This is a genomic window from Marinicella litoralis (assembly GCF_002591915.1).
GTDB lineage: Bacteria > Pseudomonadota > Gammaproteobacteria > Xanthomonadales > Marinicellaceae > Marinicella > Marinicella litoralis.
Genome location: NZ_NIHB01000007.1, coordinates 113,490 through 130,193 on the forward strand (window position 1 = coordinate 113,490; position 16,704 = coordinate 130,193).

31 protein-coding genes are annotated in these 16,704 nt (G+C 40.6%); all 31 read right to left on the reverse strand.

Going from position 1 to position 16,704, the window contains the following annotated elements; translation table 11 throughout:
• Positions 1-221: 221 nt before the first annotated feature.
• Positions 222-950, reverse strand: coding sequence for a hypothetical protein (locus CCS90_RS14425; RefSeq protein WP_099020283.1), 729 nt, complete (start codon positions 948-950; stop codon positions 222-224).
• Positions 951-1,100: 150 nt separating this feature from the next.
• Positions 1,101-2,462, reverse strand: coding sequence for a class II 3-deoxy-7-phosphoheptulonate synthase (locus CCS90_RS14430; RefSeq protein WP_099020284.1), 1,362 nt, complete (start codon positions 2,460-2,462; stop codon positions 1,101-1,103).
• A complete protein-coding gene (locus CCS90_RS14435; RefSeq protein ID WP_133566507.1) occupies positions 2,459-2,965 on the reverse strand; it encodes a disulfide bond formation protein B in 507 nt (168 codons plus the stop codon). The genes CCS90_RS14430 and CCS90_RS14435 overlap by 4 nt, the downstream gene beginning before the upstream one ends.
• Before the next feature lie 137 nt (positions 2,966-3,102).
• Positions 3,103-3,501, reverse strand: coding sequence for a 50S ribosomal protein L17 (gene rplQ / locus CCS90_RS14440; protein WP_099020286.1), 399 nt, complete (start codon positions 3,499-3,501; stop codon positions 3,103-3,105).
• A gap of 10 nt (positions 3,502-3,511) precedes the next feature.
• The gene (locus CCS90_RS14445; protein WP_099020287.1) at positions 3,512-4,507 is read right to left on the reverse strand and encodes a DNA-directed RNA polymerase subunit alpha; all 996 of its coding nucleotides are present in this window, start codon (positions 4,505-4,507) and stop codon (positions 3,512-3,514) included.
• Positions 4,508-4,532: 25 nt separating this feature from the next.
• On the reverse strand, positions 4,533-5,162 hold the full coding sequence (gene rpsD, locus CCS90_RS14450; RefSeq protein ID WP_099020288.1) for a 30S ribosomal protein S4: 630 nt from the start codon (positions 5,160-5,162) through the stop codon (positions 4,533-4,535).
• An 11-nt stretch (positions 5,163-5,173) separates the two neighbouring features.
• On the reverse strand, positions 5,174-5,563 hold the full coding sequence (gene rpsK / locus CCS90_RS14455; RefSeq protein ID WP_099020289.1) for a 30S ribosomal protein S11: 390 nt from the start codon (positions 5,561-5,563) through the stop codon (positions 5,174-5,176).
• 43 nt (positions 5,564-5,606) lie between these two features.
• Positions 5,607-5,963, reverse strand: a complete 357-nt coding sequence (gene rpsM / locus CCS90_RS14460; protein WP_099020290.1) for a 30S ribosomal protein S13 — start codon at positions 5,961-5,963, stop codon at positions 5,607-5,609.
• Positions 5,964-6,157: 194 nt separating this feature from the next.
• Complete coding sequence (secY, locus tag CCS90_RS14465) at positions 6,158-7,516, reverse strand: preprotein translocase subunit SecY (RefSeq protein ID WP_099020291.1); 1,359 nt, start codon at positions 7,514-7,516, stop codon at positions 6,158-6,160.
• A gap of 1 nt (position 7,517) precedes the next feature.
• Entirely contained in the window at positions 7,518-7,955 is a 438-nt protein-coding gene (rplO, locus tag CCS90_RS14470) for a 50S ribosomal protein L15 (protein WP_442757014.1), read from the reverse strand.
• 11 nt (positions 7,956-7,966) lie between these two features.
• Positions 7,967-8,167: a 50S ribosomal protein L30 gene (gene rpmD / locus CCS90_RS14475; RefSeq protein WP_077413071.1), complete on the reverse strand. Its 201-nt coding sequence runs from the start codon at positions 8,165-8,167 to the stop codon at positions 7,967-7,969.
• On the reverse strand, positions 8,160-8,687 hold the full coding sequence (gene rpsE / locus CCS90_RS14480) for a 30S ribosomal protein S5 (protein ID WP_246027027.1): 528 nt from the start codon (positions 8,685-8,687) through the stop codon (positions 8,160-8,162). Before rpsE ends, rpmD begins: the two co-directional genes overlap by 8 nt.
• Positions 8,687-9,043, reverse strand: coding sequence for a 50S ribosomal protein L18 (rplR, locus tag CCS90_RS14485; protein ID WP_099020293.1), 357 nt, complete (start codon positions 9,041-9,043; stop codon positions 8,687-8,689). Before rplR ends, rpsE begins: the two co-directional genes overlap by 1 nt.
• Before the next feature lie 19 nt (positions 9,044-9,062).
• The gene (gene rplF, locus CCS90_RS14490; RefSeq protein ID WP_099020294.1) at positions 9,063-9,590 is read right to left on the reverse strand and encodes a 50S ribosomal protein L6; all 528 of its coding nucleotides are present in this window, start codon (positions 9,588-9,590) and stop codon (positions 9,063-9,065) included.
• A 13-nt stretch (positions 9,591-9,603) separates the two neighbouring features.
• Positions 9,604-9,999: a 30S ribosomal protein S8 gene (rpsH, locus tag CCS90_RS14495; RefSeq protein ID WP_099020295.1), complete on the reverse strand. Its 396-nt coding sequence runs from the start codon at positions 9,997-9,999 to the stop codon at positions 9,604-9,606.
• Positions 10,000-10,013: 14 nt separating this feature from the next.
• Positions 10,014-10,319, reverse strand: coding sequence for a 30S ribosomal protein S14 (gene rpsN / locus CCS90_RS14500; protein WP_099020296.1), 306 nt, complete (start codon positions 10,317-10,319; stop codon positions 10,014-10,016).
• Between the two features lie 5 nt (positions 10,320-10,324).
• Entirely contained in the window at positions 10,325-10,870 is a 546-nt protein-coding gene (rplE, locus tag CCS90_RS14505) for a 50S ribosomal protein L5 (protein WP_442757015.1), read from the reverse strand.
• Positions 10,871-10,877: 7 nt separating this feature from the next.
• Positions 10,878-11,198 (reverse strand): 50S ribosomal protein L24, encoded by a 321-nt coding sequence (gene rplX / locus CCS90_RS14510; protein ID WP_442757016.1) that lies wholly within the window; start codon positions 11,196-11,198, stop codon positions 10,878-10,880.
• 7 nt (positions 11,199-11,205) lie between these two features.
• Positions 11,206-11,574, reverse strand: a complete 369-nt coding sequence (rplN, locus tag CCS90_RS14515; protein WP_099020299.1) for a 50S ribosomal protein L14 — start codon at positions 11,572-11,574, stop codon at positions 11,206-11,208.
• 12 nt (positions 11,575-11,586) lie between these two features.
• Positions 11,587-11,847, reverse strand: coding sequence for a 30S ribosomal protein S17 (gene rpsQ, locus CCS90_RS14520; protein ID WP_099020300.1), 261 nt, complete (start codon positions 11,845-11,847; stop codon positions 11,587-11,589).
• A 4-nt stretch (positions 11,848-11,851) separates the two neighbouring features.
• Positions 11,852-12,040, reverse strand: a complete 189-nt coding sequence (gene rpmC / locus CCS90_RS14525; RefSeq protein ID WP_099020301.1) for a 50S ribosomal protein L29 — start codon at positions 12,038-12,040, stop codon at positions 11,852-11,854.
• The gene (rplP, locus tag CCS90_RS14530; RefSeq protein ID WP_099020302.1) at positions 12,040-12,453 is read right to left on the reverse strand and encodes a 50S ribosomal protein L16; all 414 of its coding nucleotides are present in this window, start codon (positions 12,451-12,453) and stop codon (positions 12,040-12,042) included. Before rplP ends, rpmC begins: the two co-directional genes overlap by 1 nt.
• Positions 12,453-13,142, reverse strand: a complete 690-nt coding sequence (rpsC, locus tag CCS90_RS14535) for a 30S ribosomal protein S3 (protein WP_099020303.1) — start codon at positions 13,140-13,142, stop codon at positions 12,453-12,455. Before rpsC ends, rplP begins: the two co-directional genes overlap by 1 nt.
• A gap of 10 nt (positions 13,143-13,152) precedes the next feature.
• Entirely contained in the window at positions 13,153-13,488 is a 336-nt protein-coding gene (gene rplV, locus CCS90_RS14540; protein WP_099020304.1) for a 50S ribosomal protein L22, read from the reverse strand.
• Positions 13,489-13,490: 2 nt separating this feature from the next.
• Positions 13,491-13,769 (reverse strand): 30S ribosomal protein S19, encoded by a 279-nt coding sequence (gene rpsS / locus CCS90_RS14545; protein ID WP_099020305.1) that lies wholly within the window; start codon positions 13,767-13,769, stop codon positions 13,491-13,493.
• Between the two features lie 9 nt (positions 13,770-13,778).
• The gene (rplB, locus tag CCS90_RS14550) at positions 13,779-14,606 is read right to left on the reverse strand and encodes a 50S ribosomal protein L2 (RefSeq protein WP_099020306.1); all 828 of its coding nucleotides are present in this window, start codon (positions 14,604-14,606) and stop codon (positions 13,779-13,781) included.
• Positions 14,607-14,619: 13 nt separating this feature from the next.
• Positions 14,620-14,919, reverse strand: a complete 300-nt coding sequence (rplW, locus tag CCS90_RS14555) for a 50S ribosomal protein L23 (protein WP_099020307.1) — start codon at positions 14,917-14,919, stop codon at positions 14,620-14,622.
• Positions 14,916-15,521 carry a 50S ribosomal protein L4 gene (rplD, locus tag CCS90_RS14560; protein ID WP_099020308.1) on the reverse strand — a complete coding sequence of 202 codons (606 nt, stop codon included), beginning with the start codon at positions 15,519-15,521 and terminating at the stop codon, positions 14,916-14,918. The genes rplW and rplD overlap by 4 nt, the downstream gene beginning before the upstream one ends.
• A gap of 20 nt (positions 15,522-15,541) precedes the next feature.
• Positions 15,542-16,162, reverse strand: a complete 621-nt coding sequence (rplC, locus tag CCS90_RS14565; RefSeq protein WP_099020309.1) for a 50S ribosomal protein L3 — start codon at positions 16,160-16,162, stop codon at positions 15,542-15,544.
• A 10-nt stretch (positions 16,163-16,172) separates the two neighbouring features.
• Entirely contained in the window at positions 16,173-16,484 is a 312-nt protein-coding gene (gene rpsJ / locus CCS90_RS14570) for a 30S ribosomal protein S10 (RefSeq protein WP_099020310.1), read from the reverse strand.
• Positions 16,485-16,556: 72 nt separating this feature from the next.
• Positions 16,557-16,704, reverse strand: a 148-nt coding sequence (locus CCS90_RS14575) for an EF-Tu C-terminal domain-related protein (protein WP_503417537.1), incomplete at its 5' end; no start/stop codon positions are given.

Sequence of the window (16,704 nt, forward strand, 5' to 3'; positions counted from 1 at the left end):
TTAAACGCGACAGGCTCAACCACCTAGACATTAAGGTCAATGAGCTTGTCGAAGCCCATTCATCGCTGGCTGAGCGAAACCGAAGGATCTCCTTCAGCATCAATGATTTAAATAAACATCGTCGTCACGGCGCAGGCCGGATATTCGCTATAATTTTACTCTCACTACCGGCATCATCGGGCTTCCTTAAAGGACCTACTTTTAGTGACCCGGGAATCCATTTAATCTTTAGCTCCTGATTCACTGGCCAAATATTCATCAGCTTTTGCTTTAATGGCTTGAGCCTCTTCATGCCTATCAGTTGCCTTCAGTACTGTGATGATCTTTATAATTCCGTCATTAAATAATTTATCGACATCTTTGATTAGCCCGCTGGTATTTCTTTCGGTTTCTAGCTTTGCCATCACCAATGTGTAATCACGCATGGATTTAAGAAAAACAAATTGTTTCACAGGGTCTCGCATGTATTTACCAGCTAAATCGAAACGAGCTTCCTTGATCAACAAATCCTCTACTATGGGATAATACTGCTTGGCTTGTTGAGGAAATTTTTCATCCAAGGTCAAATACAAATCCAAGGTTTTTTCACTCTCATACTGGTAATCGTTAATGGCTGAGATTTCGTGAAAATCTTGAGCTGTGCCCTTTCCTGATTGTAACTGACTGAACAATTCATCCCTTATTTCCAGTAAAGCTGACTTGGCTGGAGGGTATTGTTCACCCAAAGAACTCCAATTACTGAGTGCGAAAGACAACCTAACACCTGCTTGAGATGGTTGATTTCTTGTCTGATGGTGGAATTTGATGTGCCTCTTTAGAGCTTCTTCGAAATTTCCATCCTTTGTAAGTTCGTATATCTCTTTCAAAGTGACTGCATCTGGATTGGCCGCTACCTGGCTTGTAGTCAATACCAACAAAGAAAGTATAAGAAATACTAATTTTAATTGCATAACAATCTCCAGTTTTGTTTGGTCTCCATGCGACTTCCTGGTTGGCGAAGCACAGCGGAGCTAGAAGGAAATCGGATGGATGACTTAATCGCCCGCATTGGCTGCTTTCACTTTTGCTAGCAAAAGTGAAAAAAGTCCCACGGGCTTACCTTATTGGTGAAAGAAATCCTTAATCGAAAAGGCTAATTCTAAAGCCTGCTCGTAGTTCAATCGTGGATCGACCTGTGTGGTATAGGCTTTACTGAGATCGGCTTCCTGTAGTGCTCTGGCGCCGCCTAAACACTCGGTAACATTTTCACCAGTGAGTTCTAAATGCACACCGCCCAAATGTGAACCGTTTTCCTTATGGATCTTAAATGACAATTCGACTTCTTTACTGATGTTTTCAAATCGGCGGGTTTTATACCCATTAGAAGTGGCTTCGGTATTGCCATGCATGGGGTCTGCGCACCAAACCACATCTAAATTCGCTCTTTGGGCAGTTTTGATCAGTCTGGGCAAGTTATTTTCGATGTTCTTGGCACCAAAGCGGTGAATCAAAGTCAATTTACCGGCTTCATTTTCTGGATTCAGGGTGCGGCACAAATCAATCAGATGATCATCATCTGTTTCAGGTCCTATCTTGACCCCAATTGGGTTTTCGATGCCTCGCATCATTTCTACATGCGCACTGTCCAGTTGGTTGGTTCTCAGACCAATCCACGGAAAATGTGCACTTAAATTAAAGTGTCCGTCTTGTCTAGGAACCGTTCGTGTCAATGCTTGCTCATAATGCAGATGTAAAGCCTCATGCGCTGAAAAGAATTCCACACTAGAAAGGTTATGTACTTTTGTACCGACCAAGACTTCGGCAAATTGCACTGAGTCCTTAATTTCTGTGACCAATTGACTGAATTTTTCAGCACTCTTCGAATGCTTAACCCACTCAATGTTCCAATACTCAGGGTGACGAATATCTGCGAAGCCACCAGCCACCAGAGCTCGGATGAAGTTCATCGTCATGGCAGAGTAATGATAGGCTTCCAGCATTTTATCTGGATTGGGTATGCGTGAAGCTTCGGTGAATTCATTTTGATTAACAATGTCTCCACGGAATGATGGCAAACTAACCCCATCACGGGTTTCTAAATCGGCTGATCTTGGTTTGGCATATTGACCTGCAAAACGCCCCACCCTGACCACCGGAATTTGACAACCATGAATCAATACCAGGCTCATTTGAATCAAAACTTTGAGTCGGTTAGAGATGATTGAAGAATTACAATCTGCAAAAGATTCCGCACAATCTCCGCCTTGTACCAAAAAACGTTCACCTCTGGACACTTCAGCCAAATAGCTCTTCAACCGTTTCACTTCCCAAGAGGTCACCAAGGGTGGTAAAGAAGACAAGGTTGATAAAGCTTTATCTAAATGAGCTTGGTCAGGATATGTGGCCTGCTGCCTGATGGCTTTGGTCTTCCAGCTTTCTAGGCTCCAATTATCAGATTGTGGGTTACTTTTTAATGATTTCATGATTTTTCAATGCGGACAAACATCCAAATAAGGGTATAAATAAACAGACCTATGAAACTGATTAAGGTCCAGGTTGGCATACTCATTCCTAAGAATTGCCATTGAATATCAGCGCAGTTACCTGATGCACTGAGGACGTTTTTTAACACGTCCCAAAGGGGTGATGTATCCATCATCATTTCAATACTGGGGCCACAGTCAGGCACCAGTTCAGGCGGCAATCCTTGCATCCATACATGACGACCACTGATAGCGATACCACAAACAGTGGTGAGCAACAATAAAACCCCGATGAGTTTACGTCCCCAAAACTGAGCCGGTTTGAAACAAGCGATCAAATACCAAAGTCCTATACCAACAAATACAACCCTTTGCAGAATGCACAGGTTGCATGGCATCAAAAACATCACATGTTCTACATACAAAGCGTAGGACAGAACGCCCACACAAAATAAAAAGGGTAATATGGAAACGAGTCTAAATTGATTCTTAGTCAATGTCATGTCGGTTGTGGTGGTCAAAAGTGTAGATTAACAAATATAGACCTGACAGAACACCCTTTATTCAATTTAAATATTATTTTTAAGCAAAAAAAAAACCCAGTTCGAAAACTGGGTTTTTAAATAAGAACGGTGATTTCTTATTCACTGTCATCAGACACTTCAACAGCTGCTGATTTAATGGGTCTATCTACCAATTCAACATAAGCCATTGGCGCTTTGTCACCGGTGCGTAAACCACACTTCAAAATTCTTAAATACCCACCTGGACGCTCTAAATAACGAGGACCCAATTCAGTGAATAATTTATTAACAATTTCTTTGCTTCTTAAACGAGCAAATGCCAATCTTCTGTTTGCAACAGAATCAACTTTAGCCAAAGTGATTAATCTTTCAGCCACTTTACGCAACTCTTTTGCTTTAGGAACAGTTGTTTTGATCAACTCATGCTCAAACAAAGAAGTCGCCATGTTTTTGAACATTGCTTTTCTGTGTGACGAAGTTCTGTTTAATTTTCTACCTGCTTTTCTATGACGCATGATCTGCCCCTTATCCGATAAGACGCTCAGCAGTTCTGATCGCTGCTGGAGGCCAATTTTCTAAACGTACACCCAGAGTTAATCCCATCTCTGAAAGTACACCCTTGATTTCGTTCAAAGATTTTTTACCTAAGTTTGGAGTTTTTAACAACTCCACTTCAGTTCTTTGAATTAAATCACCTATGTATTGAATGTTTTCTGCTTTTAAACAATTGGCAGATCGAACCGTTAACTCTAACTCATCAATAGGTTTCAATAAGATAGGATTAAGTTTCTCTTCTTCTTCTTTTTCTTCAACAGTGGTTTCAATCTTGAAGTCAATGAAGATAGCCATTTGTTCAACCAGGATTCTGGCTGCAGTTCGCACTGCGTCTTCAGCTGAGATTGAACCATCAGTATCGATGTCCAAAATCAATTTATCCAGGTTTGTTTTTTGCTGTAAACGTGCATTTTCTACATCATATGAAACACGTTTCACTGGACAATAACTGGCATCAAGTACCAATTGACCAATGGGTCGTGATTCTTCAGTTGAAATACGATTGGTAGAAGGGTCATAACCCACACCTTTTTCGATTTTCAATCTCATTGAGATAGAAGCTTTTTTATCCAAATTACAAATAAGCTGTTCTGGATTTGCAACTTCAACACCTTCTGGGAATTGAATGTCAGCAGCAGTAACAGTACCACCGGTGACTTTAATCGTTGCTTCCGCTTCATCTCGATCAGGCATGATGAAAGACAATGTTTTTAAATTCAACATGATCTCAACAACATCTTCTCTAACACCTTCAAGGGTAGAAAATTCATGCTGTACACCATCAATGCTTACTTCAGTAATGGCACAGCCTGGAATTGAAGACAACAAGATTCTGCGAAACGCATTACCTAAGGTATGTCCAAAACCCCTTTCTAAAGGTTCGATGATGATCTTTGCACTGTAATCTGAACGTTCATCTACTTCTACCACTCTTGGGCGAAGTAATTTTGCTAGTATGTCAGACATAATATTTCTCTCTATAAAAGGGTTATTATTTAGAGTAAAGCTCTACAATCAGGTTCTCATTGATGTCAGCTGGTAATTCTTCACGACCTGGAACAGATTTAAACTGACCGGCCATTTTAGCTGCATCAACAGTGACCCAATCAGCGAATAAATTCATTTCGCCCCATAGCTCTAGTGCCTGCTTTATACGCAATTGTTTTTTAGATTTTTCACGAACTTCAACTTCATCACCCGCTTTCACTTGGTAAGAAGGGATGTTGGTAACTGTGCCGTTAACTACGATAGACTTGTGGCTCACCAATTGACGAGCTTCATTTCTGGTCACAGCAAAACCCATGCGGTAAACCACGTTGTCTAAACGAGACTCTAAAAGTTTCAACAGGTTTTCACCGGTTGCACCTTTTTGCTTAGCTGCTTTTTTGTAATAGTTAACAAATTGCTTTTCTAATACGCCATACGTTCTGCGAACTTTTTGTTTTTCGCGTAACTGTAAAGCATAATCAGAAGGCTTGTTTCTTTTGCCGGCTAAACCGTGCTGACCAGGAGCCACATCAAGTTTACACTTGGTCTCCATAGCACGTGCTGGGCTTTTAGTCATTAAATCGACGCCTTCACGACGTGCCAATTTACATTTTGGACCTAAATATCTTGCCATTTTATATCTCCTTACACCCTACGTCTTTTCGGTGGTCTACAACCATTGTGAGGAATCGGTGTAATATCAATGATGTTAGTTACACGAAAACCTAAGGCGTTTAATGCTCTAACAGATGATTCTCTGCCTGGACCTGGACCTTTAATTCGAACTTCAATGTTTTTCATACCGTAGTCCTTAGCTACTTGGCCTGCTCTGTCAGCAGCTACCTGTGCAGCAAATGGGGTACTTTTTCTTGAACCTCTAAATCCAGACCCACCAGCCGTTGCCCACGACAAACCATTACCTTGTCTGTCAGTGATCGTGATGATGGTATTGTTGAAGGACGCGTGTACATGCGCGATGCCATCAACAACAGTTCTTTTAATTTTCTTTTTAGTAGTTTTTTGTGGTCTTGCCATTACAATTCTCTAATCTGATATCGCTAATGATATATTCAATCAATTAACGTTTAATTGGTTTTTTAGGACCTTTTCTGGTACGTGCGTTGGTCTTGGTTTTTTGACCACGAACAGGTAAACCTCTTCTGTGTCTTAAACCACGATAACAACCCAAATCCATCAATCGTTTGATGTCCATGGCAACTTCTCTGCGAAGGTCACCCTCAACATCAAACTTAGCCACTTCTGCACGAAGCTTATCTAAAGCGTCTTCATCCAATTGCCCAATTTTATGAGCTGGATCAACGCCAGCACTGTCGCATATCGCATATGCTCTGGTACGACCTACACCATATATACTGGTCAGGCCAATCCAAGCATGCTTATGCACTGGTATATTTACACCCGCAATACGAGCCATTTTTTACTCCTGAATCCTCAAAAAAGTTAGATATTTGGTCATTAAATCAAATATTTACTCTTTCTATTACAATAAAAAGGTCACTTGACCTTAGTTCTTCACCCTTCGGGAAAGGGCGCAAATTATATATCAACAAATAAACCAATGCCATCATTATTTAAAACAATGGCATCAGGGGTTTTATTGATAAGTGCTTACCTGCGAATCTTGCTAGATCGTTGGTAATTTTTAATGTTGGTTTTCTTCAATACTGAATCGTATTGTTGAGAAACCAAATGATTTTGCAATTGAGCCATGAAATCCATCGCAACAACCACAACAATCAGTAAGCCAGTACCACCCAAAGCGAATGGTATGGTAATAAATTGACCGATTAAATCTGGTAACAAACTGACACCCAATAAGTACAACGAACCCCAGAAGGTCACACGGTTCAACACACCATCTAAATAAGATGAAGTTTGTTTACCTGGTCTGATACCTGGGATGACTGCGCTTTGTTTTTTCAAATTATCAGCTGTTTCATCTGAATTGAATGTCAATGCCGTATAAAAGTAAGCAAAGAAAACAATCAATGAACCAAAGAAAATCATATACAGCGTATTACCTGGAGACAACTGTTGTGACAAATCTGTTAACCATCCAAAACCTTCATTTTGGCCAACAAAACTGGCAATTGTACTTGGGAACAACACCAATGATGAGGCAAAAATAACTGGAATGACACCAGCCATATTTACTTTCAATGGTAAGTATGAAGTCTGTGCCTGTGTGGCTTGTCTACCACCACGTCTGGCAAACTGCATGGTAATTCTTCTTTGACCCCTTTCCACAAATACAATGAATGCGGTAAGTGCCAAAGCCAAGACCATTAACAATATTGCCCATAAAGCATTAAGCTGACCTTCACTGACTAACTGGAATACAGAGTAGACAGCACCCGGTAAGCCAACAACAATACCAGCGAAAATGATCAAAGAGATACCATTACCGATACCACGTTCAGTAATCTGTTCACCCAACCACATCAAAAACATGGTTCCACCAGTCAATGAGACGGTGGCAGTAAACAAAAAGCCAAAACCAGGTTGTGGCACAACAGGTATACCACCAGCTGCATCAAATGATTGCAATGCCGATGTGATACTGAATGACTGGACTGCAGCTAAGATGATAGTGAAGTATCGAGTGTATTGGGTAATCTTGCGACGACCGGTTTCACCTTCTTTCTTCATTTCACGCAAAGCAGGAACAGTGTGCCCTAATATCTGCATAATAATAGATGCAGTGATGTATGGCATCACACCCAATGCAAAGATTGAATAACGTCCTAAAGCGCCACCAGAAAACATGTTAAACATGTCTATCAAACCACCAGAATTCTGATCCAACAAAGCTGCCATGGCAGCAGGGTTTACACCAGGAACAGGTAGAAAAGTACCCATTCTATAGATGATTAATGCGCCAATAACAAACAAAATTCGGCTTTTGAGCTCACTCAAGCCTTTCTTATTACCGAGTAATTTTTCAACTTGTTCTTGTTTGCTTGACATATTATTCTACTTTTCCACCAGCTTTTTCAATTGCTTCTTGAGCGCCTTTTGTTACATGTAAACCTTTCAAGTTCACAGCCCTTTCAATACTACCGGTGTTGATGATTTTTACCTTGGTAACACCTCTTTTAACCATTTTATTGTCAATCAAGTAAGCCAAATCTATATCAGCTGCATCAATTGAATTCAAATGGTATAAGCACAATTCAGCTCGTGAATCAGCCATTTGTGAAGTAAAACCGAATTTTGGTAGTCTTTTGTGAATGGGTAACTGTCCGCCTTCAAATCCGACTTTGTGGAATCCACCAGAACGAGATTTTTGACCTTTGTGACCGCGACCACAAGTTTTGCCCAAGCCAGAACCAATACCACGACCAACCCTTTTACTGGCTTTTGTAGCACCTTCTGCAGGTTTAATTGTATTTAATTTCATTGTTATATCACCTACGATTATTTAACTTCTTCAACTTTCAAAAGATGAATAGCTGCGTTAATCATTCCTAAGTTTTCAGGCGTTGCATCAACCACACGTGATTGGTGCATCTTTCTGATACCGAGTCCTCTGACACAGGCTTTATGATTAGCCAATGATTTGTTGGTACTTTTGATTTGTGTCACTTTTACTTGACCAACTTTTTTTGCTTTAGCCATGATTTTCCATTACCTCTTCAGGAGTTTTACCGCGTTTAGCAGCAATACTTTCAGGTGAAGTCATTTGTTGCAAACCTTTGATGGTTGCTCTGACCAAATTAATTGGGTTGTTTGAACCTTGAGACTTAGCCAAAACGTTTTCAACACCAACCACATCAAATACAGCACGCATCGCACCACCGGCAATAACACCAGTACCTTCAGATGCAGGTTGCATATAAACGCGAGATCCTGAATGTTTTGCTTTAGTCGCATGCCACAAAGTGTTGCCTTTTAAGTTAACATCTGTGGTATTTCTTCTGGCTTGATCCATGGCTTTTTGAATGGCAATTGGCACTTCTTTTGCTTTACCGTAACCAAAACCAATTTTACCTTTACCGTCACCAACAACAGTCAAAGCAGCAAAACCAAATTGTCTACCACCTTTAACTACTTTAGCTACACGGTTAACTGCAACCAAACGCTCTAATAAGTTATCGCCTTGATCTTTATCTGCCATTTTATTTCTCTTATCATTCATTAGAATTTCAACCCCGCTTCTCGTGCTGCATCAGCCAAGGCTTTTACTTTTCCATGATAGATAAATCCAGATCTATCAAACCCAACAGATTCAATACCTGCTTTTTTGGCTTTTTCAGCAATCGCAGTACCGACGGCTTTAGCCGCTTCGATATTGGTGCATGAACCACCATCAGCAACTAAACCTTTGTCTTTGGTAGATGCAGATGCAAGTGTTGAACGACCATCACCAGCAAAAATTTGAGCGTATAAATGTTGACCAGTTTTGTGCACTGACAATGCTGGAACACCCAATTCACGCAATTTGATTCTGGTTTTGGTTGCTTTTTTAATTCTTTGTTTATTTTTCTTATGCATAGTTATTCACAATAAAGCATTACGCTTTCTTGGCCTCTTTTCTGTACAGTCTTTCATCAGCATATTTAACACCTTTACCTTTGTAAGGCTCTGGAGGTCTGATGGCTCTGATTTCTGCAGCCACTTGTCCAACTTGTTGTTTATCAACGCCATTAACAACAATCTCTGTTTGCGTAGGCACTTCAAAAGAAATACCTTCACGGGCTGAATAAATCACTGGATGTGAAAAACCAAGATTTAAATCAAGGTCTTTACCTTTCATGGCAACACGATAACCAACTCCAACCAATTGAAGCTTTTTACTGAAACCATTGGTCACACCATCAACCATGTTGTTGATCAATGAACGCATGGTACCAGCCATGTAGATCATGTCTTCACTACTGGCTGTTACATTCAATTCACTGTCATTCTGTTCAACTGAAACAGCTTCGTGTAACTTCATGGTCAGCGTACCTTTAGGTCCTTTGATTGAAACCACATTATCTTTAACTTCAAACTGAACGTTTGAGGCCAATGTAATGGGCTGTTTTGCAATTCTTGACATGCTATTCTCCCGATTACTTAACGACGCAAAGCACTTCACCACCGATTTTTGCAGCGCGTGCTGACTTATCGGTCATGATGCCTTTTGATGTGGAGACAATGGCAGTACCGAAACCGGCATCTACACGTGGCAATTCATCTTTACCACGGTATTGTCTTAAACCAGGTTTACTGATTCTTTTGATCATCTCAATTACAGGTTGATTTCTGTAATATTTGATGTTGATCTTGATGAAAGGATGGTTTTCCTTTTCAACAACTTCAAAAGATCTGATGTAACCTTCCTGTTGGAGTACTGACAAAATTCCTTTCTTCACTTTAGAAGCAGGAGTGTGAGTACTTTCTTGATTGACAGCCTGCGCATTTTTAATGCTACAAATCATGTCTGAAATCGGATCACTTAAACTCATAATCTATTCTCTCTTTACCAGCTGGCTTTTTTCAAACCAGGAATGTCACCACGCATGGCAGCTTCTCGGAATTTAGTTTTACTTAAGCCAAATTTATTGTAGTAGCCACGTGGTCTACCAGAAATTTGACAGCGTTTACGTTGTCTACTAGGAGATGCATTGCGAGGCAACTTTTGCAAGCCTTCTTGCGCTACCATCATTTCTTCAAATGTAGTATTTGGGTCCGCGATGATTTTTTTCAATGCAGCACGTTTCTCAGCATACTTAGCAACAATTCTCGTTCTTTTCAGGTCACGTTGGACCATAGATACTTTAGCCATTTTAATTACCTACCTTTGAATGGGAAATCAAATTGATCAAGTAACATGCGAGCTTCCTCGTCGTTTCTTGCAGAAGTTGTGATACAGATGTCCATACCACGTAACTCATCAATTTTATCGTATTCGATTTCTGGAAATATGATTTGCTCTTTCACACCCATAGAGTAATTACCACGTCCATCGAAAGATTTTGGGTTTAAACCACGAAAATCTCTCACACGAGGAATTGAAACGTTAACTAAACGATCCAAAAACTCATACATTTTTTGACGTCTGAGTGTAACTTTACAACCGATAGGCCAGCCTTCACGAACTTTAAATCCTGCAACTGACTTTTTCGCATGAGTGATCACTGGTTTTTGACCTGCTATGGTCGCCATGTCACTGGTTGCGTGTGTTAATACCTTTTTGTTTCCTAAAGCTTCACCGACACCCATGTTCAATGTAATTTTAGTGATTTTAGGCACTTCCATTACATTGGCAAATTTGCCTGTTTCCATCAGCTTTGGTACCACTTCTTCTGTATAATATTTTTTTAATCTGGCCATAATAATTCTCTTAAGCGTCTACCATTTCACCATTGGATTTGAAAATGCGCACTTTTTTGCCATTTTCTAAAACTTTAAATCCAACTCTTTCGCCTTTACCGGAGGCAGGATTATACAGCATGACATTAGAGGCATCGATTGGCGCTTCTTGCGTTTTGATACCGCCTTTTTCCTCAATTTGAGGATTAGGCTTAACATGTTTCTTAACTGTATTTACGTTGTTGACCAGTAAACGTCCATCTTGCATAACTTTTAAAACGTTACCCTTTTGGCCTTTACTGCGTCCTGCGATTACGATGACTTCGTCACCTTGTTTAATTCTTTGCATAATCGTTTCCTTATAATACTTCTGGTGCCAATGAAATAATTTTCATGAATTTACCAGCACGTAGTTCACGAGTAACAGGGCCAAAAATTCGGGTACCAATTGGTTCCAATTTAGCGTTGAGCATAACCACTGCATTACCATCGAAACGAATCAAAGAACCGTCAGATCTTCTGACGCCTTTTCTGGTTCGCACGATAACAGCGTTATATACTTCGCCTTTTTTAACCTTGCCACGAGGTATGGCTTGCTTAACGGAAACTTTAATGATGTCTCCGATACCAGCATAGCGACGTTTAGAACCACCCAACACTTTTATACATTGGACTTCTTTGGCTCCTGAATTGTCAGCTGCTGATAATCTACTTTGCATTTGTATCATAGTCAGTACCCCTTATTTAGTTGATTCAACAATCTCAACCACTTTCCAAGACTTGGTCTTTGAAATAGGTCGACATTCAGCGATTTTTACCAAATCACCTTGTTGACATTTGTTATCTGGATCATGTGCATGAATCTTGGTAGATTTCTTGATGTACTTTTTGTACAACGGATGTTTAATCTTACGCTCAATCATCACAGTTACGGTTTGATCCATTTTGTCACTGGTGACCACACCGCTTTTTGTTTTATGTTCTTTAGTTACTGTAGTCATGACATTATCCTTTTACTTGGTTCATAACAGTTCTGACGCGAGCGATGTCTCTACGGACATCACGCAACAGATGTATTTTAGTTAACTGACCATTACCACGAGCCATTCTTAAGTCGAATTGCTTTTGTAATAAACCGTTTAACTCTTCCTGCAACTCTGCAAGATCTTTGCTTTTTAATTCTTTTGCTTGCATTACATCACCACACGTTTAACGAATGTTGTTTGCACAGGAAATTTCGCACCTGCTTTTTCAAATGCTGCTCTGGCCATTTCTTCAGAAACCCCTTGGATTTCATAGATTACTCTACCTGGCTTAATTGCAGCTGCCCAAAATTCAATGTTACCTTTACCTTTACCCATCCTCACCTCAATTGGCTTGGCTGTTACTGGTTTATCAGGAAAAACACGAATCCATAATTTACCACCACGTTTTACGTGACGTGTAATTGCACGACGACCTGCTTCAATTTGACGAGCAGTCAACAATCCACGAGTGGTTGCTTTTAATCCAAAATCTCCGAAACTGACTTTATTACCGCCATGCGCTAATCCACGGTTTCGACCTTTTTGATATTTTCTGTATTTAGTTCTTTTCGGCTGTAACATTATTTTTTACCCCGACTTTTCTTGCCAGATTTTTTATCAGATTCACTGGTGTAGTTTTCTAAATCAAAAACTTCACCTTTATAAATCCAAACCTTAATGCCAATCACACCATATGTTGTGTAAGCTTTGGCCATTGAATAATCAATGTCTGCACGCAATGTGTGCAAAGGCACTTGACCTTCTCTGTACCATTCGGTACGTGCGATTTCAGCACCATTCAAACGACCCGCAACAGCAACTCGAATACCTAAGGCACCCAATCTCATTGCACTAGATACGGCTCTTTTCATGGCACGTCTGAACATGATTCTGCGTTCAAGTTGTGAAGCAATACCTTCAGCAACCAAGCGAGCATCTAATTCAGGCTTTCTGATTTCAGTCACATTGACATGAGTTGGTAAACCCATCATTTTTGATAATGTGTTTTTCAATTTCTCAATGTCTTCGCCTTTTTTACCAATCACAATACCTGGACGGGCTGTGTGGATGGTAATACGAGCATTTTTAGCTGGTCTTTCAATTTCAATTTTGCTGATTGAAGCGTGCTTCAATTGTTTATACAAATACTCACGAACCTTAATGTCTTTCACGAGTTGATCAGCAAATTGCCCTTTTTCTGCGTACCACTTAGAATTATGCTGCTTAGAAATTCCTAATCTGATACCTATTGGATGTACTTTTTGACCCATAATTCCGCCTTTACGATGCTTCAGCCACTTTTACAGTGATGTGGCTGGTTCTTTTTAAAATTCGTGTACCTCTGCCTTTAGCTCTGGCACGGCCCCTTTTCAAAGTTGGACCTTCATCAACATGAATGGTACTGATGTACAGTTCATCCACGTCCATGCCATTGTTATGCTCGGCATTGGCCACGGCAGACATCAACGCTTTCTTGACGATGTGCGCGGCTTTCTTTGGGCTAAAAGTTAACAACTGTTCAGCTTGCTCAACATTCATGCCTCTGACTTGGTTGGCAACCAACCTAACCTTCTGCGCTGAAATATTGGCTCTTTTTAATTTAGCTACGATTTCCATGATTATCTCCCCTTCGCTTTTTTATCAGCGATGTGACCTCTGAAGGTACGGGTAGGTGAAAACTCACCTAACTTGTGTCCGACCATTTCTTCAGAAACTAATACTGGAATATGTTGTTTACCATTATGAACAGCCAACGTTAAACCAACCATATCAGGAAGAATCATCGATCTTCTTGACCATGTTTTGATCGGTCGTTTGCTGTTCTCTTTAACGGCCTTATCAACTTGCTTCATCAAACTGATGTCAACAAAAGGGCCTTTTTTAAGTGATCTTGGCATATAACTACCTTATTTCTTATCTCTGCGACGAACAATGAACTTATCAGTACGTTTGTTCTTACGCGTTTTATGTCCTTTAGTAGGCATACCCCATGGAGACACGGGATGACGACCACCAGAGGTCCTTCCTTCACCACCACCATGTGGATGGTCAACTGGATTCATGGCAACACCTCGAACGGTTGGTCTCACGCCTCTCCAACGAGTGGCGCCAGCTTTACCGATTTTCTCAAGGTTATGCTCACTTTTTGACACCGTACCCAATGTCGCACGACATTTGGCTGGTATTTTTCTCATTTCACCTGAACGCAAGCGCAAAGTGGCGTAAACGCCTTCTTTAGCGACCAAACGAGCTGATGTTCCCGCAGCACGGGCAATCTGTCCACCTTTACCAGGCTTCATTTCTACATTATGAACAACGGTACCCACTGGGATGTTGTCCAAAGGTAAACTGTTACCTACTTTGATACCAACTGATGTACCTGAAATCACTTCCATACCTGCTTCTAAATCTTTAGGAGCAATGATGTAGCGTTTTTCACCATCGGTATAATGCAATAATGCAATATAGGCCGTTCTGTTTGGATCGTATTCAATGCGCTCAACTTTCGCCGCAATGTCGTCCTTGTTACGCTTGAAGTCAATGATTCTGTATTTTTGTTTGTGACCACCACCGATGTGACGCGTGGTGATGCGACCGTAATTATTTCTACCGCCTGTTTTTGACTTCTTCTCAACCAAGCTGGCTTCAGGTCTGCCTTTGTAAAGACCAGTTCTTTTGACTGTGACTTTACCGCGATTACCTGGTGAAGTTGGTTTATGTACTGTTAATGCCATGATTATCTCCTAATTACTCAGCTTTGGTACCAAAGTCAATCATCTGATCAGCTTGAATGCGAACATAGGCTTTTTTCCAATCTGGTCTCTTACCTGGTCTCATTTTGAAACTTTTGGTTTTGCCTTTAACATTCATTACTGAAACGTTTTCCACAGAAACTTTGAACAATTTTTCAACTGCTGTTTTGATTTCTGCTTTGTTAGCAGACTTAGCTACTTTGAAAACATATTGATTTGATAATTCACCCACTCTGTTTGATTTCTCAGAAATCACTGGGGCCAATATAGTTGTATATAAATTATTTAAACTCATGACAACCACTCCTCTACTTGTTTGACTGCGTCAACAGTCATGACTACTTTGTCTGCGTAAACCAAAGACACTGGATCTAATCCAAGGGCATTGGTTACAAAAACGTAAGGGATGTTATTGGTAGCACGCATTAAGTTATCTGAAGGTTCAGTCGAAACCAAACAACCAGTAGTCACACCATGCTTACCCAATAATTCAATGGCTTCTTTGGTTTTGCCATTTTTGACATCCAAATCAGCAACCACAACCAAACGCTCGGTGCGAGCCAACTCTGAAAGAATTGTTTTCATCGCTGCACGATACATTTTGGTGTTAATCTTTTTGGTAAAGTCTCTTGGTTGAGCAGCAAAAGTTCTGCCACCACCAACCCAAATTGGGCTTCTTGAAGTACCTGCTCTGGCACGACCAGTCCCTTTTTGCTTCCAAGGTTTTGCGCCACCGCCACTAACCGCAGAACGGTTCTTTTGTGCTTTGGTGCCTGCGCGGCCGGTTGCCAAATATGATGTCACCACCTGGTGAACCAAGGCTTCAGAATAATCTCTATCAAAAACAGACTCTGAAACTTCAACTTTTTGTTTTTTTCCTGATACTGTCAGTTCCACAATATTTCTCCGTTATCTGCTTAAGCCAAAGGTCTGACGACAACCGTACCAGTCTTAGCACCTGGTACCGCACCTTTAATCAAGATCAAATTGTTATCTTGATCAACCCTTACAACTTCTAAATTTTTAGTTGTTACACGTTCAGCGCCCATATGACCTGACATTTTCTTTCCTTTGAAAACGCGACCAGGTGTTTGACATTGACCAATAGAACCAGGAGCCCTATGAGACAATGAGTTACCATGAGTGGCATCTTGCATGCTGAAATTGTAACGTTTGATAACACCTTGAAAACCTTTACCTTTTGAGGTTCCAGTTACACGGACTTTTTGCCCATTTTCAAACATGTTAAGTTCTAATGTATCGCCCGCATTGAATTCTTGATCTGTTCTGAATTCACGAGTGATTTTACCCGCTTCGACGCCGGCTTTTTTGAAATGACCTGCGGCTGGCGCATTCACTTTAGAGGCTTTCTTTCCGCCTGTTGTGATTTGCACAGCATTGTAGCCGTCAGTTTCTGTGGTTTTGACTTGAGCCACAACATTGGGCTCAACACTGATTACAGTGACTGGTACAGACTCGCCTTTCTCGTTGAAAACGCGCGTCATTCCTACTTTTTTTCCAATAATACCTAATGACATTTTCAACTCCTTAGTTCAATTGAATTTGAACATCTACGCCCGCAGATAAATCCAGTTTCATTAATGCATCAACTGTTTTATCATTTGGGTCAACAATATCAACCAATCTTTTATGAGTACGAATCTCATATTGATCCCTTGCGTCCTTATTGACATGCGGAGAAATCAATACAGTGTAACGTTCCTTTTTAGTTGGTAAAGGAATTGGGCCTCGAACTTGAGCTCCCGTTCTTTTCGCTGTATCTACGATTCTTCCCGCAGATTGATCAATTAATTTATGATCAAACGCTTTAAGTCTTATTCTGATTTTTTGACCAGCCATGTTAATTTGCCTCTAAGTTAAAAGCAGTGGCTTTTCGCCACTGCCCGTATTCTATTAACTAATAAATGTTAATTATTCAAATATTTTTGCTACTACACCCGCACCTACTGTACGGCCACCTTCACGAATGGCGAAGCGTAAACCTTCATCCATCGCAATCGGTGCAATCAATTCAACAACCATCTTGACGTTGTCACCAGGCATAACCATCTCTACACCT